This window comes from Tsukamurella pseudospumae, assembly GCF_001575195.1.
GTDB lineage: Bacteria > Actinomycetota > Actinomycetes > Mycobacteriales > Mycobacteriaceae > Tsukamurella > Tsukamurella pseudospumae.
Genome location: NZ_LSRF01000012.1, coordinates 103,094 through 124,216 on the forward strand (window position 1 = coordinate 103,094; position 21,123 = coordinate 124,216).

The 21,123-nt window shown below is 72.8% G+C and carries 18 protein-coding genes; 4 read left to right on the top strand and 14 right to left on the bottom strand.

What is annotated here, in order from left to right; all coding sequences use genetic code 11:
- Positions 1 to 60 precede the first annotated feature (60 nt).
- The 5 genes from AXK60_RS08380 to rimP form a co-directional block, all read right to left on the bottom strand.
- On the bottom strand, positions 61 to 351 hold the full coding sequence (locus AXK60_RS08380) for a DUF503 domain-containing protein (protein WP_068570664.1): 291 nt from the start codon (positions 349 to 351) through the stop codon (positions 61 to 63).
- Positions 352 to 425: 74 nt separating this feature from the next.
- Complete coding sequence (gene infB, locus AXK60_RS25720) at positions 426 to 3,284, bottom strand: translation initiation factor IF-2 (RefSeq protein ID WP_244881063.1); 2,859 nt, start codon at positions 3,282 to 3,284, stop codon at positions 426 to 428.
- 198 nt (positions 3,285 to 3,482) lie between these two features.
- The gene (locus AXK60_RS26295; RefSeq protein WP_068570599.1) at positions 3,483 to 3,728 is read right to left on the bottom strand and encodes a YlxR family protein; all 246 of its coding nucleotides are present in this window, start codon (positions 3,726 to 3,728) and stop codon (positions 3,483 to 3,485) included.
- Positions 3,725 to 4,726 carry a transcription termination factor NusA gene (gene nusA / locus AXK60_RS08395; RefSeq protein WP_068570600.1) on the bottom strand — a complete coding sequence of 334 codons (1,002 nt, stop codon included), beginning with the start codon at positions 4,724 to 4,726 and terminating at the stop codon, positions 3,725 to 3,727. Before nusA ends, AXK60_RS26295 begins: the two co-directional genes overlap by 4 nt.
- 8 nt (positions 4,727 to 4,734) lie before the next feature.
- Entirely contained in the window at positions 4,735 to 5,313 is a 579-nt protein-coding gene (rimP, locus tag AXK60_RS08400) for a ribosome maturation factor RimP (protein WP_068746391.1), read from the bottom strand.
- A gap of 130 nt (positions 5,314 to 5,443) precedes the next feature.
- Between rimP and AXK60_RS08405 the strand changes: the two genes are divergently transcribed.
- The 3 genes from AXK60_RS08405 to AXK60_RS08415 all read left to right on the top strand — a co-directional run bounded on the left by AXK60_RS08405 (position 5,444) and on the right by AXK60_RS08415 (position 7,185).
- Positions 5,444 to 5,953 (top strand): hypothetical protein, encoded by a 510-nt coding sequence (locus AXK60_RS08405; protein WP_139057825.1) that lies wholly within the window; start codon positions 5,444 to 5,446, stop codon positions 5,951 to 5,953.
- Positions 5,950 to 6,384 (top strand): ferritin-like domain-containing protein, encoded by a 435-nt coding sequence (locus AXK60_RS08410; RefSeq protein ID WP_068570603.1) that lies wholly within the window; start codon positions 5,950 to 5,952, stop codon positions 6,382 to 6,384. The genes AXK60_RS08405 and AXK60_RS08410 overlap by 4 nt, the downstream gene beginning before the upstream one ends.
- A gap of 63 nt (positions 6,385 to 6,447) precedes the next feature.
- On the top strand, positions 6,448 to 7,185 hold the full coding sequence (locus AXK60_RS08415; protein ID WP_068570604.1) for a DUF4190 domain-containing protein: 738 nt from the start codon (positions 6,448 to 6,450) through the stop codon (positions 7,183 to 7,185).
- Between the two features lie 63 nt (positions 7,186 to 7,248).
- Here AXK60_RS08415 and AXK60_RS08420 read toward each other — a convergent pair whose 3' ends face one another.
- Positions 7,249 to 9,006, bottom strand: coding sequence for a proline--tRNA ligase (locus tag AXK60_RS08420; RefSeq protein ID WP_068570605.1), 1,758 nt, complete (start codon positions 9,004 to 9,006; stop codon positions 7,249 to 7,251).
- A 25-nt stretch (positions 9,007 to 9,031) separates the two neighbouring features.
- On the opposite strand from AXK60_RS08420, the gene yaaA reads away from it, so the two are divergent.
- Positions 9,032 to 9,778: a peroxide stress protein YaaA gene (gene yaaA, locus AXK60_RS08425; RefSeq protein WP_068570666.1), complete on the top strand. Its 747-nt coding sequence runs from the start codon at positions 9,032 to 9,034 to the stop codon at positions 9,776 to 9,778.
- Between the two features lie 22 nt (positions 9,779 to 9,800).
- On the opposite strand, the gene AXK60_RS08430 is transcribed toward yaaA, so the two are convergent.
- The 8 genes from AXK60_RS08430 to AXK60_RS08465 form a co-directional block, all read right to left on the bottom strand.
- Complete coding sequence (locus tag AXK60_RS08430; RefSeq protein WP_244881064.1) at positions 9,801 to 12,092, bottom strand: MFS transporter; 2,292 nt, start codon at positions 12,090 to 12,092, stop codon at positions 9,801 to 9,803.
- 244 nt (positions 12,093 to 12,336) lie between these two features.
- The gene (locus AXK60_RS25435) at positions 12,337 to 14,751 is read right to left on the bottom strand and encodes an MFS transporter (protein ID WP_244881065.1); all 2,415 of its coding nucleotides are present in this window, start codon (positions 14,749 to 14,751) and stop codon (positions 12,337 to 12,339) included.
- Positions 14,752 to 14,837: 86 nt separating this feature from the next.
- Positions 14,838 to 16,073: a uroporphyrinogen-III C-methyltransferase gene (cobA, locus tag AXK60_RS08440; RefSeq protein ID WP_068570606.1), complete on the bottom strand. Its 1,236-nt coding sequence runs from the start codon at positions 16,071 to 16,073 to the stop codon at positions 14,838 to 14,840.
- A gap of 30 nt (positions 16,074 to 16,103) precedes the next feature.
- Positions 16,104 to 16,706: a DUF4822 domain-containing protein gene (locus AXK60_RS08445; protein ID WP_068570607.1), complete on the bottom strand. Its 603-nt coding sequence runs from the start codon at positions 16,704 to 16,706 to the stop codon at positions 16,104 to 16,106.
- Positions 16,707 to 16,769: 63 nt separating this feature from the next.
- Complete coding sequence (locus AXK60_RS08450; RefSeq protein WP_068570608.1) at positions 16,770 to 18,131, bottom strand: cobyrinic acid a,c-diamide synthase CobB; 1,362 nt, start codon at positions 18,129 to 18,131, stop codon at positions 16,770 to 16,772.
- Between the two features lie 55 nt (positions 18,132 to 18,186).
- Positions 18,187 to 18,804 (bottom strand): cob(I)yrinic acid a,c-diamide adenosyltransferase, encoded by a 618-nt coding sequence (gene cobO, locus AXK60_RS08455; protein ID WP_068570609.1) that lies wholly within the window; start codon positions 18,802 to 18,804, stop codon positions 18,187 to 18,189.
- Positions 18,805 to 18,817: 13 nt separating this feature from the next.
- On the bottom strand, positions 18,818 to 20,671 hold the full coding sequence (locus tag AXK60_RS08460; RefSeq protein ID WP_139057830.1) for a VWA domain-containing protein: 1,854 nt from the start codon (positions 20,669 to 20,671) through the stop codon (positions 18,818 to 18,820).
- Positions 20,667 to 21,119 carry a GNAT family N-acetyltransferase gene (locus tag AXK60_RS08465; RefSeq protein ID WP_068570611.1) on the bottom strand — a complete coding sequence of 151 codons (453 nt, stop codon included), beginning with the start codon at positions 21,117 to 21,119 and terminating at the stop codon, positions 20,667 to 20,669. The genes AXK60_RS08460 and AXK60_RS08465 overlap by 5 nt, the downstream gene beginning before the upstream one ends.
- Positions 21,120 to 21,123: the final 4 nt, after the last annotated feature.

Genomic DNA, 21,123 nt, shown 5'->3' on the forward strand with positions numbered 1-21,123 from the left:
GAGCATATCCCGGTCGGCGGCGAAGGACATGTGTCCTGCGCCGACCTCGCTCAAGTCCCGCTAGTCCTCCGGGCCGAACAGCCTGCGGCGCACCGAGAGCAGTTGGGTCTCGGGATGCGCGGCGACGGTGCGCTCGCACCGGTCGAGGACCTCGACGACGTGCGCGTGATCGGGTCCGACCACGCCGACGCCGAGCGTCGCCCGGCGGTGCAGGTCCTGTTCGCCCACCTCGGCCGCGCTGACGGAGAACCTCCGCAGCTCGGCGAGGACGGGCCTGATGACGGATCGCTTCTGCTTGAGCGAATGGACGTCACCCAGCAGGAGATCGAACTCCAGAGCTCCTATGAACATCGTGCGGGCCACCCGGCCCAGGGGCTTGGGGAGCCACCGCCCGGGCGCATCGGCACCCGGGCGGTGACCCCTGACTAATCGCGGGCCTTCTCGACCAGCTCGTAGGTCTCGATCACGTCGCCGATCTTGATGTCGGAGTACGAGAGCGTGAGACCGCATTCGTAGCCCTCGCGGACCTCGGTCGCGTCGTCCTTCTCGCGCTTGAGCGAGGTGACCGTGATGTTCTCGGCCACGACCGTCGAGTCGCGCAGCAGCCGCGCCTTGGCGTTGCGACGCATGATGCCGGACTGGACCATGCAACCCGCGATGTTGCCCACCTTGGACGACTTGAAGATCGCGCGGATCTCGGCCTGGCCGAGCTCCTTCTCCTCGTAGACCGGCTTGAGCATGCCCTTGAGCGCGGCCTCGACCTCGTCGATGGCCTGGTAGATCACCGAGTAGTACCGGATCTCCACGCCCTCGCGGTTGGCGAGCTCCGTGGCCTTGCCCTCGGCCCGCACGTTGAAGGCGATGATGATCGCGTTCGACGCGGACGCCAGGTTGACGTTGGTCTCGGTGACGCCACCGACACCGCGGTCGATGACGCGCAGCTGCACCTCGTCGTCGATCTCGATGCCCAGCAGGGCCTCCTCGAGGGCCTCGACGGTGCCCGAGTTGTCGCCCTTGAGGATGAGGTTGAGCTGGCTCGTCTCCTTGAGCGCGGCGTCCAGATCCTCCAGAGAGACGCGCTTGCGCGACCGTGCCGCCAGGGCGTTGCGCTTGCGCGCCGCGCGCCGGTCGGCGATCTGCCGGGCGATGCGGTCCTCGTCGACCACGAGCAGGTTGTCACCTGCGCCGGGCACCGACGTGAAGCCGATGACCTGCACCGGACGCGACGGGAACGCCTCGGTGATGTCGTCACCGTTCTCGTCCACCATGCGGCGGACGCGACCGTACGCATCGCCGGCCACGATCGAGTCGCCGACCCGCAGGGTGCCGCGCTGGATGAGCACGGTGGCCACGGGGCCGCGACCGCGGTCGAGGTGCGCCTCGATGGCCACGCCCTGCGCGTCCATGTCGGGGTTCGCCCGCAGGTCCAGCGAGGCGTCGGCCGTCAGCAGCACCGCTTCGAGCAGCGTGTCGACGTTCGTGCCCTGCTTCGCGGAGATGTCGACGAACATCGTGTCGCCGCCGTACTCCTCGGGGACCAGGCCGTACTCGGTGAGCTGGCCGCGGATCTTCTCCGGCTGCGCGCCCTCCTTGTCGATCTTGTTCACCGCCACGACGATCGGCACGTCGGCCGCCTGCGCGTGGTTGATGGCCTCCACCGTCTGCGGCATGACGCCGTCGTCGGCCGCGACCACGAGGATCGCGAGGTCGGTGGCCTTGGCACCGCGGGCACGCATGGCGGTGAACGCCTCGTGACCCGGGGTGTCGATGAACGTGATCAGGCGCTCGTTGCCCTCGAGCTCGGTGAGCACCTGGTAGGCACCGATGTGCTGCGTGATGCCGCCGGCCTCGCCCTCGCGGACGTTGGCCTTGCGGATCGTGTCGAGCAGTCGGGTCTTACCGTGATCGACGTGGCCCATGACGGTGACCACCGGCGGACGCTGCTCGAGATCGTCCTCGTCGCCCTCGTCCTCTCCGTAGGTGAGGTCGAAGCTGTCGAGCAGCTCGCGGTCCTCGTCCTCGGGGCTGACGACCTGGACGACGTAGTTCATCTCCTCGCCCAGCAGGACGAGGGTCTCCTCGTTCACCGACTGGGTCGCGGTGACCATCTCGCCCAGGTTGAACAGCGCCTGGACCAGCGACGCCGGGTTGGCGTCGATCTTCTCGGCGAAATCGCTCAGGGACGCGCCCCGGGCGAGACGGATCGTCTCGCCCTGGCCGCGGGGCAACCGCACGCCACCGGCGATCGGCGCCTGCATGCTCTCGTACTCGGCGCGTTTCGCGCGCTTCGACTTACGGCCACGACGCGGAGCGCCACCGGGACGACCGAAGGCACCCGCGGTGCCACCCGGACGGCCACGACCGCCGCCGCCGGGACGACCGCGGAAACCACCCGCTGCGGGTGCACCGGTGCCACCACCGGCACCGCCGCCGGGCCCACCGCGGTAGCCGCCGCCACCGCCACCGGGACGACCGCCGGGCCCGCCACGACCACCGGGGCCGGGACGGCCCTGTGCGGCCGGACGCGCGGCGCGCGCGGGCATCGCACCCGGGTTCGGGCGCGGGGGCATGCTGCCCGGGGTGGGACGGGGACCGCCGGGACCGGCGGCCGGACGGCCGCCCTGCGGACGGGGACCGCCCTGGCCGGGAGCCGGACGGGCGCCGCCCTGCGGACGCGGGCCACCCTGGCCGGGAGCCGGACGACCGCCCTGCGGGCGCGGGCCACCGGGACCCGGCTGCGGGCGGGGCGCACGCTCGACGGGAGCCTGCGAGGAGAACGGGTTGTTGCCGACCTTCGGGGTGCGCGGGCCGGGCTTCGGACCGGCCGGACGCGGGCCCGGGCGGGCCGACGGTGCCGACGGCGCTGCAGCCTCGGGGGCCGACGGTGCCGCGCTCGCCGCGGGGGCGGCAGGAGCGGCCGGCGCAGCGGGAGCCGGGGTGGGCTCGGGCGCCGCCGGGGCGGCCGGGCGGGGGCCCGGACGTGCGCCGGAAGCGGCCGGACGGGCCGCGGGCTCCGACGCTGCGGGGGTGCTCGCCGCGGGGGTCGCGGGAGCGGCCGGTGCGGCCGGCTTGCGCGCCGGACCGGGCTTCGCGCCGCTCTCGGACTTCGCGCCGCCGTCGGACTTGGGTCCGTACGACTCGCGCAGGCGTCGCGCGACGGGTGCTTCCACCGTCGACGACGCGGACTTCACGAACTCGCCCTGGTCACTGAGACGTGCGAGAACTTCCTTGCTGGTGACACCGAGTTCCTTAGCCAACTCGTGCACGCGGGCCTTGCCTGCCACTCTTCTCCTCAAATGTGAGGTCGAGGGCATTGCTCATCCCGCCGACCTCGGTTAGTTACTCCGATTGCCGTTCATCGCTGGTGCTTCACGGTGTGCTCATGTCTTCAGCTCGATTCCTTCATCTCCGAGTGGGTGGGCCTTGGGAAAGACCAACCGTCTTCAGACCGCTCATAATAGTAGCGCGTCGGGCAAGTCGTTTCACCCCAGGGACTCCTCCAGTGCGCCCGAAACCCGCAGCGCCCGGCGGAACGCGTTCTTCTTCCGCGCCAGCTCGCGGCACCGCGGGTCGTCGTGGAGCCAGGCGCCCCGCCCCGGGAGACGGTGCCGGTCGTCCACGACGACGTGCGGCGCACCGTCGGCCCGGGGAACCGCGACGACCCTGATCAGCTCCCCCGCGGGGGCCCGGCCCCGGCACCCGATGCAGGTGCGGACCGGTTCGCTCACTGCGGCTCGCTGCTCTCCGCGTCGGAGCGGATGTCGATGCGCCAGCCGGTCAGGCGGGCCGCGAGGCGGGCGTTCTGCCCCTCCTTGCCGATCGCGAGGCTCAGCTTGAAGTCGGGGACCACCACGCGGGCGGCCTTCTCCTTGGCGTCGACCACTGTGACCGAAACCACGGACGACGGCGAGAGCGCATTGCCCACGAACACCGCCGGATCGTCGTCGTAGGAGATGATGTCGATCTTCTCGCCCTCGAGATCGCTCATCACGTTGCGCACACGCTGGCCCATCGGGCCGATGCACGCGCCCTTCGCGTTGAGACCCTGCACGGAGGTGCGCACGGCGATCTTGGACCGGTGGCCGGCCTCCCGCGCGACCGAGGTGATCTCGACGCTGCCGTCGGCGATCTCCGGGACCTCGAGCGCGAACAGCTTCTTGACCAGGTTCGGGTGCGTCCGCGACAGGGTGATCTGCGTGCCGCGCTGGCCGCGGCTGACGCCGACGACGTAGAACTTCATCCGGTCGCCGTGGTTGTAGCTCTCCCCCGGCACCTGCTCGGCCGGCGGCAGCAGACCCTCGTGGCCCTCGCGCTCACTGCCGATCCGGACCACGACGAAGCCGCGGGCCGCGGCGCGGGCGTCCGCCTGCACGACGCCCGAGACGACCTCACCCTCGTAGACCGCGAACTCGCCGAACGTGCGGTCGTTCTCCGCGTCCCGCAGGCGCTGCATGATCAGCTGGCGCGCCGAGTCCGCGGCGATGCGGCCGAAGCCCTCGGGGGTGTCGTCCCACTCGGTGATGATGTTGCCGTCGGCGTCGAGCTCCTGCGCCAGCACCTTCACCTGGCCGGTGCGCCGGTCGACGTCGATCCGGGCGTGCGGCTCGTGTCCCTCGCTGTGCTTGTACGCGGTGAGGAGCGCGACCTGGATGGCCTCGATCACGGTGTCGACGGAGATGTCCTTCTCCGCCTCGATCGCCCGCAGGGTCGCCATGTCGATGTTCATCTACGTCCTCATTCCTCGTCGGCGTCGTCGCCGGTCAGATCCTCGGGCTCGGCGCCCGACTCCACGCGCCCGGGCGTGATGCCCGAGAGCTCCATCTCTTGCGGGTTGGGCCTGCGGAACTCGACCCGGACGGTGGCCGCGGCCACGTCCCCGAGGTCGAGGTCCCGGGTCGTCGGGGCGGCGCCCTTCGCCCCGGGCAGGACGACGGTGACCGTGGTCCCGTCGTCCGCGAGCGGTCCGACGCGCGCCAGCAGGGTCGTGCCGTCGCGCAGTTCGATCGCGGCCTGGCGGCCGCGGGCGCGGCGCCAGTGGCGGGGCTCGGCGAGCGGGCGCTCCGCGCCCGGCGTGGTGACCTCGAGGGTGAACGCCTGGCCGCCGAAGACCTCGTCCGCCTCGTCGACCGCCGCGGACAGCGCCCGGGCGACCTCGGCCAGGCCGTCGAGCGTGGGGCCGGCGTCGCTGTCGACCACCACCGCGATGGACGACTTCGGGCCGGCGTTGTTGATCTTCACCTGCTCGAGATCGAGGCCCGCCGCTTCCAGGTGAGGCGTGATGACGGCTCTCACCGCCGCTTCGTCGTATGCCATACGCGCCTCCCTGTGAAATTGTCCCGGGGCACCTCGCCCACGGTGTCGAACGCTGCGACCAGTGTACTCATGGCGCGCGGGCCGACCGCCGCGCCTTCGGTCGGAAGCCGGACCCCATAGACTCGTGCCCGTGATCGACCAACCCCACCGCGCGCGCCGCGGCATCGACCGGCGCACCGCCCTGACATCCGCGCTGGTCACCGGTGGCGCCCTGGTGGGCGGTGCCGCCCTGGCCGGGTGCACCACGCCGGAGGACCGCGCCGACGATCCGCAGGCCGTGCGCCTGCAGGCGGCGGCCGCCCGGGCCCAGGCCGACGCCGACCTCGCACGCGGACTCGCCGTGCTCGACGGTGCCGCCGGCCCCCAGCTGAGCCTCATCGCCGACCAGCGGGGCCAGCACGCCAACGCCCTCGCCGACGAGCTCTCCCGCTACGTGGAGCGCCCCACCTCGGTGACCGCGGCACCGTCGTCCACCGCGGCCGCACCCGCCCCGGTGACCCGGCAGTCGCTGCGCGCGCAGCTGACCCGGTCGGCCCGGGAGGCGGGCGATGCCGCCGTCGCCGCGTCCGGCTATCAGGCCGCGCTGCTCGGCTCCGTCGCCGCGGCCACCCGCGTGCATGCCGAGGTGGTGCTCGGATGACGCCCGCACAGGAGGCGGTCGCCGCGGCGCTGACCTCGGAACACGCGGCGGTGTACCTGTACGGCGTGGTCGAGGCCTTCGCCGCGCCCACCCGCCGCGCCGAGATCGCCACGTACGCGGCGGAGCACCGCGCCCAGCGCGACGCCCTGGCCCGCGTGCTCAGCGCCGCCGGCGTCGAGGTGCCCGTCGCCGCGGCCGCGTACAACCCGCCGGAACCCGTGACCGACCCGGTGAGCGCCGCGAAGGTGGCGGCCGCCGCCGAGGACGACAGCGCGGCCGCCCACCGCGGCGTGCTCACCCACGGCGACGGCGACGGGGTGCGTCACCTCGGCGTCACCGGTCTCGGCGGCGCCGCCGTGCGCGGCGCACGATGGCGCGCCGCGCTCGGCGTCGCGCCGGTGACCGCCCCGTTCCCGGGGATCCGCACGTAGCGTTCCGTTCGACGGTGCGCTCGGCCGCGGCACCGCGGATTGCGAGACCTTTACACTCGCAGCATGACGTCCAACGATCCGCAGCAGCCCGGCGACGGGACCTACGATCCGACGGTGATCCGTCCCGCTGAGCCGGCTTCCTCCAGCCCGGACCTCACCAAGCGCGACACCGCGTCGGACGTCGGCGGCGATCCCGACGCGGCGACCACGGTGCACCCGACGGCGCAGCCGGACCCGTACGCGGCACCGTCGAACCCGTACGCGCCGCCCGCCGATCCCTACGCGGTCCCGAACCCCTACGGCGCGCCGGCCGATCCCTACGCCGCACCGTCGAACCCCTACGCCGCGCCGAGCGCGGACCCGTACGCCGCCCCGCCGGTGTACCCCGGCGACCCGCAGTTCGGGCAGAACGCCTACGGCCAGCAGCAGTTCGGGCAGCAGCCCGGGTTCCCCGCGTACCCGGGCCAGAACCTGCCCGGCTACCCCGCGCCCGGTTACGGCCAGCCGACCGCCGGGACCAACGGCCTCGCGATCGCGGCCATGGTCTGCGGCATCGTCTCGATCGCCATGTTCTGCGCCTGGGGCATCGGCATCGTTCCCGGCATCGCCGCCGTGGTCATGGGTGTCATCGCGATGAACAAGATCAAGGTGACCGGCCAACAGGGGCACGGCATGGCGTTGGCCGGCATCATCACGGGTGGCATCGGCATCCTCGTCTGCCTCGCCATCCTGATTCTGATCATCATCGGGATCAGCGCCGACACCTCGTCCACCGGTTACGTGCTCGGCCTGCTCGGCTGAGCGGCGCGCAACGGCGAAGGCCCGCACCGACTTCCGGTGCGGGCCTTCGCTGTTGGTGACGATCTAGCGCGCGGCGGCGGTGATCTCCGCGGCGGCGTCGGCGACGGGGATCTCCCGGGCCTCGCCGCTGAGGCGGTCGCGGAGCTCGACGACCCCGTCGGCCCAGCCGCGACCGACCACGACCACCGTCGGGACACCCAGCAGCTCCGAGTCCTTGAACTTGATGCCGGGCGAGGCCTTGCGGTCGTCGAGCAGCACCTGCAGGCCCGCGGCGTCGAGCGCGCCCGCCAGCTCCTCCGCGCCGGACCAGGCGCCCTCGTCCTTGTTCGCGATCACGACGTGCACGTCGAACGGGGCGATGCCCTTGGGCCAGCGCAGGCCCTTGTCGTCGTGCCGCTGCTCGGCGATGACGGCGACCAGCCGCGAGACGCCGACGCCGTACGAACCCTGGGTCAGCCGCACCGGCTTGCCGTTCTCGCCGAGGACGTCGACCTCGAAGGCGTCGGTGTACTTGCGGCCCAGCTGGAAGATGTGGCCGATCTCGATGCCGCGTGCGGACTTCAGCACGCCCTTGCCGTCGGGCGAGGCGTCGCCGTCGCGGACCTCGGCGGCCTCGATGGTGCCGTCGGCGACGAAGTCACGACCCGCGGTGAGGTTCACCACGTGCTGCCCCTGCGCGTCGGCGCCGGTGATCCAGGCGGTGCCGTCGACGACACGCGGGTCGACGAGGTAGCGGACCTCGTTCGCGAGCAGCGCCTTCGGGCCGATGTAACCCTTGACGAGGAAGGGGTACTTCGCGAAGTCCTCGGCCTCGAGCAGCGCCACCTCGGTGGGCTCCAGCGAGGCCTCGAGGCGCTTGACGTCGACCTCGCGGTCGCCGGGGACGCCGACACCGAGGAGCTCCCAGTCGCCGCCCGGGGCGCGGGTCTTGACCATGACGTTCTTGAGCGTGTCCCCCGCGACTACCTCGCGGCCGAGGACGGAGGCACCGTCGGCGCCCTCGTTGGCCCAGGCCACGAGCGAGTCGATCGTGGGTGCGTCCGGGGTGTCGTAGACCTGCGCGGCGGGCAGGCCGTCGAGCGGGATCGCGGGCGGCGCGGGCGTCACGACGGCCTCGACGTTCGCGGCGTAGCCCGACTCGGTCGAGTGCACGTAGGTGTCCTCACCGACGGGGCTCACCGCGAGGAACTCCTCCGACGCGCTGCCGCCCATGGCACCCGATGTCGCGGAGACGATGACGTGCTCGACCATCAGCCGGTCGAAGATCCGCTGGTACGCCGCGCGGTGCTTCGCATACGCCTCCGACAGCCCCTCGTCGGTGGTGTCGAAGCTGTAGCTGTCCTTCATCACGAACTCGCGGCCGCGGAGGATGCCGGCGCGGGGCCGCTCCTCGTCGCGGTACTTGGTCTGGATCTGGTACAGGATGACGGGCAGGTCCTTGTACGAGTTGTACTCGCCCTTCACGGTGAGGGCGAAGATCTCCTCGTGGGTCGGACCGAGCATCATGTCGGCGCCCTTGCGGTCCTGCAGTCGGAACAGGCTGTCGCCGTACTCGGTCCACCGGTTGGTGGTCTCGTAGGGCTCACGCGGCAACAGCGCGGGCAGCAGGATCTCCTGGCCGCCGATCGCGTTCATCTCCTCGCGCACGACCTGCTCGACGTTGCGCAGCACCCGCAGGCCCAGCGGCAGCCACGAGTAGACGCCGGGGGCGATGCGGCGCACGTAGCCGGCGCGGACGAGCAGCTTGTGGCTGGGGACCTCGGCGTCAGCCGGGTCGTCGCGGAGCGTGCGCAGGAACAGCTGGGAGAATCGGGTGATCACGACGCCACAGCTTAGTGTGTCCGGTGTGCTGATCCTGCTTCCCCCGTCCGAAACCAAGGCCGGTGGCGGTTCCGGTGCGCCCCTCGACCTCGAGACGCTCACCTTCCCGTCGCTGACACCGACCCGCGGGCGCCTTCTCGACGCCCTCGTCGCGCTCTCGCAGGACGACGGTGCCGCCCGCGCCGCGCTGGGCCTGTCGGAGGGCCAGACCGACGAGCTGGAGCGCAACCGCGCCCTGCGCACCGCGCCGACGCGCCCGGCGATCGAGCAGTACACGGGCGTGCTCTACGACGCACTGGACGTGCGCGGACTGACGAAGGCCCAGCGCGCGAAGGCGGACGCCCGCCTGGCGGTGGGCTCGGCGCTGTTCGGGGCGGTGGGCGCGGAGGACCCGATCCCCGCCTACCGGCTCTCCTCGGGCTCGAAGCTGCCCGGCCTGGGCACGCTGGCGGCCGCCTGGAGACCCGCGCTGGCCGAGGCGCTCGCCGCCGCGGACCGCGGCCTCGTCGTGGACCTGCGCTCGGGCGGCTACGCGGCGCTGGGGAAGGTGCCCGGCGCGGTGACGGCCACCGTCGTCACCGAGAAGCCCGACGGCTCCCGCGCCGTGGTCTCGCACTTCAACAAGCACCACAAGGGCCTGCTGGCCCGGGCACTGGTCGTGAGCCGGGCCGAACCCGGCGACGCCCGCGCCGTCGTGAAGGTGGCAGAGAAGGCCGGCCTGCGCGCCGAACTGTCCTCCCCCACCGAGGTCACGATCGTCACGACCGCCTGACCCCGGGTATCGGGGTCGCCTCTCAGTCGTCGAGCCGGTGGCGGCGGGCGCGAACCCGGTCGGCCTGCGGCGACTCCGAGTGGTGCATGCCGTCCGGCTCCGGCAGCGCGTGCCGACCGCCGGTCTGCGGCGCGAACTCGCGCTGCGGCGCGGGCGGCGGGACGGGCTGCGGGCCCGTGGGCCGCGGCATCGGACGCGCGGCGTGCGGGATCGGGCGGCTCGGCGGGTAGTGCGGGTCCGCGGCGGGCCGGCGCGGCGGCTGCGGCGCGGGCCGGCGGTGCGTCGGCTCTCGCGGCGGTACGGGCGGACGCTCCAGGTCGGCGCTCTCGCGCTGGATCGGGCCCGACGGGCGGGCCAGGCCGGCGAGGTCGGCGCCGGGCTGCGAGACCGGACGGCGCAGCGGGTCGCTCGGGTGCGAATAGGCCTGCTGCGGCGCCGACGGTGCCGGGCGCGGCTGCGACACGGGGCGCGGCGGGGCGGGAACCCGAGCGGGGCCCTGGGCCGCCGGGCGCTGCGGACGCGCCGCGGGGAAGTTCTGGGTGGCCGGCTGCGGATCCTGCGGCGCGGCGGCACCGTCGACCTGCCCGCGCTTGATCGCCCGGAAGCGGTCCGTGAAGTACACGGGCTCCGGGTCGCCGGGCCGCTCGTTGTAGGCGCGGTCGAAGTCCTCGCGGCGGATCGCGGCGAACGAGCCGGACGTGACATCGCCCTCGATGGGCTCCCAGTCGTCGTCGACGTCGTCGTCCTCCTCGAAGGCCTGCGCCGGGAAGGACGTGGACGGGATCGCGCCGCCGGACTTGCTGGACTCCTGAGCCGCCTGCCCCTCGGCGACCTCCTCGGGCGTGAACCGCATGAAGGGGACGACCACGAGCCCGGCGACGATGAGGATCACCGCGCACGCGATGAACGCAAGGCCGTAGCCGGAGGCGAGAGCCTTGAGCTGCTCCGCGTGCACCGCCGGATCGGCACTGAGCTCGCCGCTGGTCGGTCCGCCGCCCGCCATGATCCGCGAGGTCACGGCGACCTGGACCGACGCCAGACCGATGATGCCGCCCAGGTTCTGGCACACCTCGACGAGCGCCGACATGGGGCCGATCTCGGTGGGACGCACACCCGCGAGCGCACACAGCGGCAGCGGAATGATCGCGAAGCCCACCCCGATGCCGATGAGGAACACCGGCACGCCGATGTACGGGAAGTAGGTGACCGTCGACGGGTCGCGGGTCATCAGGGTGGGGACGTAGAGGCACGGCAGGAAGACGATGACGCCGCCCAGCAGCACGAGCCAGCGCGCCTGGTACTTGAGCACGAGCTTCGAGGCGACCAGCGTCGAGATGCCCATGCCCACCGCGAACGGGACGAGCGCGAGGCCGGACTGCAGCGGCGTGTACCCGAGCACCTGCTGGAAGGTCAGGGCGACGTAGAAGCCGAGCGTCGGGATGAGGGCGCCGCACACGAGGATCGCGATCATCGCGGCCACGCGGTTGCGGTTGTGGAACAGCGAGAACGGCAGGATCGGGTTCTTGGCGGTCCGCTCGACGTAGAGGAAGGCCACCAGGCACACGGCGCTGAAGGCCGCCGCGGCGTAGACCGCAGGGCTCTGCCAGTGCGATTCCGGTCCCGCGGTGAGCGCGAACACGCCCGTGACGCAGCCCGCGACCGCGAGGATCGCGCCCTTGACGTCCAGCGCGTGCCGGCGGTCGGACATCGACTCCTCGAGCGCGTACCACCCGCCGATCACGCAGGCGATGCCGACCGGGACGTTGATCCAGAAGACGAGGCGCCAGTCCCACGTGGCGAGGAGGCCGCCGGCGATGAGACCCGCGACGGAGCCGAGCCCGCCCATCGCGGCGAAGATCGCGAATGCCTGGTTGCGCGCCTTGCCCGGCGCGAAGGTGGTCGCGATGAGCGCCAGCGCCGTGGGGCAGGCGATCGCGGCGAAGAATCCCTGCCCGGCGCGGGCCGCGAGCAGCCAGACCTCGTTCGTCGCGAAGCCGGTGAGCAGCGACGCGAAGGTGAAGCCGCCCACGCCGAGCATGAACATCCGTTTGCGGCCGAAGGTGTCGCCGAGCCGGCCGCCGAGCAGCATGAAGCCGCCGAACGTGACCGCGTAGGCGCCGAACACCCACACCTTCGCGGCGTCGGACAGGTGCATGGCCTCCTGGATGCGCGGCATGGCCACGAACACCACGGTGCCGTCGAGCACGGCGAGGAACATCATCCCGGACAGCACGACGATGGCGATGCCGAGAGCGCTGCCCTTGACGCGATAGGTCTGCGCCGGGCCGCCAGGGGCCATCGTCGTGGAAGTCATGAGGTCCGAGGCTACCGGCTGATAGAAGGTGCCCGGAAATCGTTCATGCCGGTTTTTGTCACCCGAGTTACTGGAGTGACGAAATATCCGTGCGGTCGGAACCCATCTCCGATGGCTGTTTCCGCAGACCACGGCGTCGATCCGGGGATCGAGTACCAGCCGGGTCACCGGAAGGTCACAATTCGGACGACACGCCCCGCGCCCGGGCACTCAGCCGGGTGCGGCCGCGATCTCGACCCGAGCTTCAGTCCTCCCGACGGTGCCGGCGGGCCCGGCTCACGCGGTCCGCCTGCTCCGACGAGTCCGGATGATGCATGCCGTCCGCCTCCGGGGCGGCGTGCCGACCGCCGTCGTTCGGCGCCTGCACCGCCCGCTGCGGCGCCGGCCGCTGCCCCTGCGGCTGCTGGTCCGATCCGCGGTACTGCGGGGGCTGGTACTGCGCGGGTCGCGACACCGAGCCGCTCGGGCGCTCCACCGGCGCGGCCGGCCGGTTCAGGTGGCCGCTCGGGCGGTTCAGTTGGCCGCTCGGGCGCTGGATCGGCTGACTGGGGCGGTCCACCGGGCCGCCTGGCCGCCCGATCGGCGCGCTCGGCCGCTGGACGGGCCCGCCGGCCCGGTGCGACTGCTGCGGTCCCTGCTGTCGGCCCGGCTGCTGCGGGGGCGCGGGTGGGCGCGGCATGTCAGCGCTCTCGCGCTGGATCGGCCCCGACGGGCGGGCCACGCCGGCCAGGTCGTCGCCGGGGGCACCGGTTCGGCGCGGCAGCGGGTCGCTCGGGTGCGAGTAGGCGCGGTGGGGCTCCGACGGAGCCGTGCGCGACGGTGCCGGACGCTGCGGCCGCGCCGTCGGGATCGCCTGCGTCGGCGGCTGCGGGGCCTGCGCGGGCGGTCGCTGCGGGTCCTGCGGGCGCTGCGCGCCGGGCGTCTCGACGGCGGAGCGCTTGATCGCGCGGAACCGGTCGGTGAAGTACACCGGCTCCGGATCGCCCGGCTTCTCGTTGTAGGCGCGTTCGAGGTCCTCGCGGCGGACCACCGGGATCGGGCCCGAGGTCACGTCGCCCTCGATCGGCTCCCAGTCGTCGGCGACATCGTCGTCGTCCTCTTCGAAGGCCTGCGCGGGGAAGGAGGTCGACGGGATCGCGCCGCCGGACTCGCTGGACTCCTTGGCAGCCTGGCCCTCGGCGATCTCGTCCGGGGTGAACCGCATGAACGGGACGACCACGAGCCCGGCGATGATCAGGATCGCCGCGCACGCCAGGAACGCGAGGCCGTAGCCGGACGCGAGCGCGTGGATCTGGTCGCCCGTGAGCTCTTTGTGCTTGAGGTGCCCGGTGGTGGGCCCCTGCTCCGCCATGATGCGGGAGGTCACCACGACCTGCACGGACGCCAGGCCCACGATGCCGCCGAGGTTCTGGGCGACCTCGATGAGCGCGGTCAGCGGGCCGATCTCCGACGGTCGCACCCCGGCGACCGCGCCCAGGGGCAGCGGAACGACCGCCAGGCCGACGCCGATGCCGATGAAGAACACGGGCAGCGCGATCTGCGGGAAGTAGCCGATGGTCGCGGGCGCCTTGCTCATCAGGGTCGGCACGTAGACGCAGGGCAGGAAGACGATGACCCCGCCCGCGGCGACCAGCCAGCGCGCCTGGAACCGCCGCACGAGCGACGCGCTGACGGCGACCGAGATGCCGAAGCCGACCGCGAAGGGCAGCAGCGCCAGCCCCGACTGGAACGGCGTGTACCCGAGCACCAGCTGGAAGGTCAGTGCCACGTAGAAGCCGAGCGTCGGGATGAGGGCGCCGCACACCAGGATCGCGACCATGGCCGCGACCCGGTTGCGGTTGTTGAACAGAGAGAAGGGCAGGATCGGGTTCTTCGCCGATCGCTCGACCCAGAGGAACAGTGCGAGGCACACGATGCTGACGGCCGCGGCGCCGTAGACGGTGGCGCTCTTCCAGTGCGCCTCGGGGCCCGCGGTCAGGGCGTAGACGCCGGTGACGCAGCCCGCGACAGCGAGCGCGGCGCCCTTGACGTCGAGAGCGTGCCGCCGCTCGGACATCGCCTCGTCCAGGGTGAACCAGCCGCCGATCGCGCAGGCGATGCCGACCGGGACGTTGATCCAGAAGATGAGGCGCCACTCGATGGTGGCGAGCAGGCCGCCGGCGACGAGGCCGGCGATGGAGCCGAGCCCGGCCATCGCGCCGAACACCGCGAACGCCTGATTACGGGCCTTGCCCGGCGCGAAGGTGGTCGCGATCAGTGCGAGCGCGGTCGGTCCGGCGATGGCGGCGAAGAAGCCCTGGCCGACCCGGGCGGAGAGCAGCCACGCCTCATTGGTCGCGAATCCCGCGAGCAACGAGGCGATCGTGAACCCGACGACGCCGAGCAGGAACATCTTCTTGCGGCCGAAGGTGTCGCCGAGGCGGCCGCCGAGCAGGAGGAACCCGCCGAAGGTCAACGCGTACGCGCCGAACACCCAGACCTTCGAGGCGTCCGAGAGCCCCAGGGCGTCCTGGATCTCGGGCATCGCGACGAAGACGACGGTGCCGTCGAGCACCGAGAGGAAGATCATCCCGCACAGCACGAGGATCGGGATGCCGACGGCGCTGCCCTTGACACGATAGGTCTGCGCCGGGCTGCTGGGCGCCATCGTAGAGGTCATGATGCCCTGAGGCTACCGAGTGATCGGCGGGAACCGGAAGTCGATCCGGGTAACGAGTGGGGCACAAGTTGCTGAAGTGATAAAAGTCATGACGGATCGGCGGCGGTGAATCCGGCCGTCGCCCCGACCACGAGCACCGCGGGCGGCTTCACCTCGGCGGACGCCGCGTCGGCCGCGATGGTGGCGAGCGTGCCGCGGACCGTGCGCTGTCCCCCGGTCGTGGCGTTCTCGACCACGGCCGCCGGCGTGTCGGCGCGGCGGCCGCCGGCGATCAGGGCGTCCGCGATCGCGGCGAGCCGCTCCACGGCCATGAGCACGACGACGGTGCCGCGCAGCCGCCCGAGAGCGTCCCAGTCGACCAGGCTGTCGGGATGGCCGGGAGCGACGTGCCCGGACACGACGACGAACTCGTGGGTGACACCGCGGTGCGTCACCGGGATCCCCGCCGCGGACGGCGCCGCGATCGACGACGTGATGCCCGGGACCACCGTCACCGGGATGCCCTCCGCGGCGAGCGCCTCGAGTTCCTCGAACCCCCGGCCGAAGACGTACGGGTCGCCGCCCTTGAGCCGGACCACGAACTTCCCCTCGCGGGCCCGGTCGATGAGCACCTGATTGATCGCCTGCTGCGCCATCGCACGGCCGTACGGCACCTTCGCCGCGTCGATCACCTCGACGTGCGGCGCGAGCTCGGCGAGCAGCCGCGGCGGCGCGAGCCGGTCTGCGACGACCACGTCGGCGAGGGCGAGCAGGGACCGGCCGCGCACCGTGATCAGGTCCGGGTCGCCCGGACCGCCGCCGACGAGCGCGACGCTCCCCGCCAGTCCCGCTTTCCGCCCCTCGTTCGACGGCGCACCGTCGGACTCCCCCGTGAGGACCGCGCGCAGGCCGTCCCGGACGGCGGCGGACCGGCGGTGATCCCCCGACGCGAGCACGCCCACCTGCAGCCCGTCGGCGGCGACGGTGGCGGGCGTGACCGCGGTGCCCTCGCGGGCCAGATCGGCCCGGACGCAGAAGGTGCGCTGCGCCTCGGCCTCCGCGACGACGGCCGCGTTCACGGCGGGGTCGTTCGTGGCGGCCAGGACGTACCAAGCGCCCAGGAGATCGCCGGACGTGTACTCCCGGCGGTGCCAGACGATGCCGGGCGTCGATTCGACGGCGGGCGTGGCCTCGGGGGCGATGACGTGCACGTCGGCACCCGCGGCGAGGAGCACGGGCAGGCGGCGCTGGACGACCGTGCCTGCCCCCACGACGACGACACGGCGCCCTCGCAGATCCAGACCGACGAGGTAGGGATCGTGCGGGGCGCCGTGGCTGTTCATTCCGCTCAGCTTAGTGAGCGGCCGTGTCGACTACGCGCGCGGCTCGGCGTGCTTGGTCGCGGTGTGCACGATGTCGTAGTACACGGCCTTGTTCGATGCCTCGGGGTACACCCGGTAGGTGAACTCCTTCTCGGTCAGCGTGACGATCTCGACGGTGCGCTTGTACTGCACGCTGCCGTCGGCGTTGAGCGCGGTGATGTCGCGGGTCTTGCCGTCGGCCGAGACGGTCCACAGGCCCTTCCCCTTGGCGCTGTCGTCCAGGTTGTACAGGGTGAAGGTGCCGTCCTTCTTGAAGTACGCCCAGCCCACGTAGTTCTTGACGTTCTTGTCGGTCAGCGCGACCTTGGCGCCCTTGGCGTCCTTGGCCGCGGTGGTCTCCCACGCGGTCGAGGCCAGGACCGCGCTCGGGGTGCCCGCCTTGACCGGAACGGCCTTCGGGGCGACGGCCTTGGCCGACGACGGGGCGGCCTTGGCGGACGAGGGGGCGGCATGGCTGGGCTTCGCCGAGGCGCTGGGCTTGGCGGAACCGGAGGGCGAGCCGGGGGCGGCGTAGGAACCGGCGGCGCAGGCGGAGGTGGCGACCACGGCGGCGGCGGCGAAGGTGACGGAGACGAGCTTGATCGACTTGTGCATAGAGCTTTTGTACAGGAACCTCTCAGCCCGCGCGAGGGTCGCGTTCAGGGTGAGACGAATTCCTCAGTCGACCGCCCTGACCAGCTGTTCTGCGACCTCGGGGTATCCAGCAGGGTGCACGTGGAGATACGAGGAGTGCACAGCGGACGACACGTGACCGTCGGTCGTCGCGGCCCCGTCGCCGTCGCGCCACCCCCACGCCGGCGAGCCCCCCGGGGCACCGCCGCCGACGAACGCCGTGCGGTGGAACTCGTGCCCCGTGACCCGCTGCCCCGCCTCGAACAACGGGCTCGGCGCGAGCGCCACCGCGTCCCGATAGCCGAGCCGCAGGCGCCGGGTGAAGGTCGCCGCGCCCGGCACCACCCCGCACATCGGGACACCGTCGAGCGATTCCGCGAGGTAGAGCAGGCCCGCGCACTCCGCGTGCACCACTCCCCCTCCTCCGACGAGGTCCCGGACCTGCGCGCGCAGCGCCTCGTTCGCGGACAGCTTCTCCGCGTAGACCTCGGGGAATCCGCCGGGGAACACCGCGGCGGCGGCGCCCTCGGGCAGCTCGTCCGCGAGCGGGTCGAAGCGGCGCACCTGCGCACCGGCGGCCGCGAGCAGTTCCTCGTGCTCGGCGTAGCCGAAGCTGAACGCGGGACCGCCGGCCAGGGCCACCGTCGGCGAGCCGACCTGCGCCACCTGATCCGACGGTGACCACACCGGTCCGTCGGCGACGGGGCGCGCGAGCTCGCGGATCCGCTCGACGTCCACGTGCCTCGCCACCAGCTCCGTCATCGCGGCGACGGCGTCGACCGCGTCGGCGCCGCGCTCGGCGGCGGGGATCAGCCCGAGGTGCCGCGCGGGCACCTCCAGCGCGGCGTCACCGGGCACCGCGCCGACCGCCTCCAGGCCGGCGTGCGCGCAGGCGTCCCGGAGCACGCGCTCATGCCGCGCGCTGGACACGCGGTTGAGGACGACGCCCGCGAGCGCCACGCCGGGCCGGTACGTCGTGAATCCGGCGAGCAGCGCCGCGAGGGACTGCGAGTGCCCGCGTGCGTCCACGACGAGCAGGACGGGGGCGCCGAGGATCTCCGCCACGTCGGCCGTGGAGCCGATGCCCTCGACGGCGGCGCCGCCCGGGCCGTCCACGATCCGGCCGTCGAACAGCCCCATCACGCCCTCGACCACCGCGATGTCCGCGCCCAGCGCGCCGTGCCGGTACAGGGGCGCGATCCGGTGCTCCCCGCACAGCACGGGGTCCAGGTTGCGGCCCGGCCGTCCGGTGGCGAGCGCGTGGTAACCGGGGTCGATGTAATCGGGGCCCACCTTGAAGGGCGCGACGACGCCCGTCCGCGCCAGGGCACCCATCAGCCCGGTCGCGATCGTCGTCTTACCGCTCCCCGACGACGGTGCCGCGATGACGACCACGGGAGCTACCACTCGATGCCCCTCTCTCCACGACCACCGCGCCTCCCGGGGCCTCCGCAGCCGTGGCTCACCACTCGATCCCCCTCTGCCCCTTCCTCCCGCTATCCATCGGATGCTTCACCTTGGTCATCTCCGTGACCAGGTCGGCGGCATCCATGAGGGCCTGCGGGGCGTCCCGGCCGGTGATGATCACGTGCTGGTTCCCGGGGCGGTTCACCAGTGTCTCGACCACCTCGTCGACGTCGATCCAGCCCCACTTGAGCGGGTAGGTGAACTCGTCGAGGACGTAGAAGCGGTGCTGCTCGACACTGAGCCGGCGCGCGATCTCGCGCCACCCGTCGCGGGCGGCCTCGGCGTGGTCCTGTTCGGCGTCGTCGGAGCGGCGCAGCCACGACCAGCCCTGCCCCATCTTGTGCCACTCCACGGGCCCGCCGGCGCCGGTGCGTTCGTGCACCTCGTTCAGGGCGAGCATCGTCTGCTCCTCGCCGACCTTCCACTTCGCGCTCTTGACGAACTGGAAGACGCCGACGGGGAAGCCCTGGTTCCAGGCGCGCATGGCCATGCCGAACGCGGCCGTCGACTTCCCCTTGCCCGGACCGGTGTGCACGGCGAGTACCGGCTGGTTGCGGCGCTGCCGGGTGGTCAGCCCGTCCTGCGGGACCGTTTCGACCTTGCCCTGCGGCATGGCTTCTCCTTCGTCAGGCCGCGCGGGCCAGGTCGGTGGGGCTCAATCCGTCGAGCGGCAGCATCGTGGCTCCGAGGGCCGCCGCCACCTTCGCTGCCAGCCCCAGCCGGACCATCGAGGTCTCGCAGTCCACGACCACGGCGGCTCGCGCATCGGCGTGCAGGCCCGCCGCGGCGGCGAGCGCGCGGGGCAGCGGGTCGTGGCCGGCGGTCGCGCGGCCGTCGGTGAGCAGCACGACGAGCGGCCGCCGGGCATCGGGCCGCAGATCCTCACGGCGCAACAGCTTCCGCGCCTCGATCAGCCCTTCGGCGAGTGGGGTGCGGCCGCCCGTGCGGGCGCGGGACAACCGTGCGACGGCCACGTCGACCGACCGGGTCGGCGGAACCAACAGCGTCGCCTCGGCGCCGCGGAAGCCGATCACGGCCACCTTGTCGCGCCGCTGGTAGGCGTCGCGGAGCAGCGACACCGCGGCCTCACCGACCAGTGCGAGCCGCTCCCGTGCCGCCATCGACCCGGACAGGTCCACGACGAACACGACGAGGTTCCCCTCGGTCGCCTCGCGCACCGGGGACCGCAGGTCGGACGGGGCGAGGCGCAGCGGCCCTGCGGCCCGGCCCCGGGCGGCCTGTTCGGGCGCGGCCGCCCGCAGCGTCGCGGCCAGGTGCAGGCCGGAACCGGTGCCCGCCGGCGCGGCCCGGACGACGCTGCCGCGGTCGGAGCGGGTCTTGGAGCGGCGGCCCGTCGCCCCGCCGGTCCCGGTGCCGGGCACCGTCAGCTTGGCGACGGTGCGGTGCCGCGCCGTCGGGAGCGGGGTGCCGCCGGCCGGATCCGGTTGCTGCTCCTGCGATCCCGCGGAGTCGGGCCCGGACGGCGGCGGTTCCGGGGCGTCGCCGCCTCCCGGGCCGTCGGGATCGGGATCCGGTTCGGGGTCCGGCTCGTCGTCGGCGCGGGCGTCGTCGAAGGCGCGGTCGAGTTCGGTGTCGTCGAGGCCCGGCTCGTCGAAGGGGTCGCGGCGCTTGCGGTGCGGCAGGGCCAGTTCCGCGGCGACGCGGACGTCGTCCTCGGTGACCTCGGCCGCACCCCGCCACGCGGCGTGGGCCAGCGCGGCGCGGGCGATGACCAGGTCGGCGCGCATGCCGTCGACGTCGAAGGCGGCGCACACCGCGGCGATGCGGCGCAGCTCGGCGTCGGGGAGCGCGACCCCCGGAAGCCGGTCGCGGGCATCGGCAATGCGGCGGGCCAGGTCTGCGTCGACGTCGGCGTACTCGGCGGCGAACGCCGCGGGGTCGGACTCGAAGGCCAGGCGTCGGCGCATCACCTCGACGCGCACGTCCACCTCGCGGCTCGCGTGCACGTCCACGGCGAGCCCGAAGCGATCGAGCAGCTGCGGGCGCAGCTCGCCCTCCTCCGGATTCATGGTACCCACCAGAACGAACCGGGCGGGGTAGGCGCGGGAGATCCCGTCGCGCTCGACGGTGACGCGTCCCATCGCGGCGGCGTCGAGCAGGACGTCGACCAGATGGTCGGAGAGCAGGTTGACCTCGTCGACGTAGAGGATGCCGCCGTCGGCGTCCGCGAGCAGGCCGGGCGTGAAATCGACCGCGCCCTCACCGAGCGCGCGGTGCAGGTCGAGCGAGCCGACCACGCGGTCCTCCGTGGCGCCGATGGGCAGTTCCACGAGGCGGGCGGGGGCACCGTCGGGCCGCGTGGGCAGCAGCGGGGCGAGCGCACGCGCGGCGGTGGACTTGGCGGTGCCCTTCTCGCCGCGCACGAGGACGCCGCCCACGGCGGGCGCGATGGCGCACAGCGTCAATGCGAGCCGCAGCTCGTCGTGGCCCACGACCGCACTGAACGGGTAGCGGTCAATCACGTGCCGGCCTCCTCATCGGGACGTGCGGGATCCCGTCCTCGACGAACTCGTCTCCCTCACGGGCGAATCCGTACTTCGCGTACATCGGTTCCAGGTGGGACTGCGCCTCCAGCAGGCACGCCCGTTCGCCGAGCTCGTCGAGCGCGGCCGCCATCAGCAGGCCGATCAGCCCCTGCCCGCGGGCCGACGGTGCCGCGCACACCCGACCGATCCGGGCCAGGCCAGGTCCCTCGGCGGTGAGCCGCACCGTCGCCACGACGTCACGACCCGGGCCGGACCCGGGCGCACCGTCGGGCAGCCAGAAGTGGATCGTCGACGGATCGAGGTCGCGCCCGTCGATGTCCAGCCAGGGGCTCTGCTGTTCGGCGATGAACACCTCCGCGCGCAGCTTCAGCAGCGCGTGGAGGGTGCTCGCGTCGAGGGTGTCGCCGGTGGCGCGGCGCACGGGC

Coding starts and splice junctions, on each gene's coding strand:
- nusA (WP_068570600.1), bottom strand. CDS start 4,726: ATGAACATCGACATGGCGACCCTGCGGGCGATCGAGGCGGAGAAGGAC.
- rimP (WP_068746391.1), bottom strand. CDS start 5,313: ATGGCATACGACGAAGCGGCGGTGAGAGCCGTCATCACGCCTCACCTG.
- AXK60_RS25435 (WP_244881065.1), bottom strand. CDS start 14,751: ATGACCTCTACGATGGCGCCCAGCAGCCCGGCGCAGACCTATCGTGTC.
- AXK60_RS08430 (WP_244881064.1), bottom strand. CDS start 12,092: ATGACTTCCACGACGATGGCCCCTGGCGGCCCGGCGCAGACCTATCGC.
- cobA (WP_068570606.1), bottom strand. CDS start 16,073: ATGAACAGCCACGGCGCCCCGCACGATCCCTACCTCGTCGGTCTGGAT.
- AXK60_RS08380 (WP_068570664.1), bottom strand. CDS start 351: ATGTTCATAGGAGCTCTGGAGTTCGATCTCCTGCTGGGTGACGTCCAT.
- cobO (WP_068570609.1), bottom strand. CDS start 18,804: ATGCCGCAGGGCAAGGTCGAAACGGTCCCGCAGGACGGGCTGACCACC.
- AXK60_RS08415 (WP_068570604.1), top strand. CDS start 6,448: ATGACGTCCAACGATCCGCAGCAGCCCGGCGACGGGACCTACGATCCG.
- AXK60_RS08410 (WP_068570603.1), top strand. CDS start 5,950: ATGACGCCCGCACAGGAGGCGGTCGCCGCGGCGCTGACCTCGGAACAC.
- AXK60_RS08445 (WP_068570607.1), bottom strand. CDS start 16,706: ATGCACAAGTCGATCAAGCTCGTCTCCGTCACCTTCGCCGCCGCCGCC.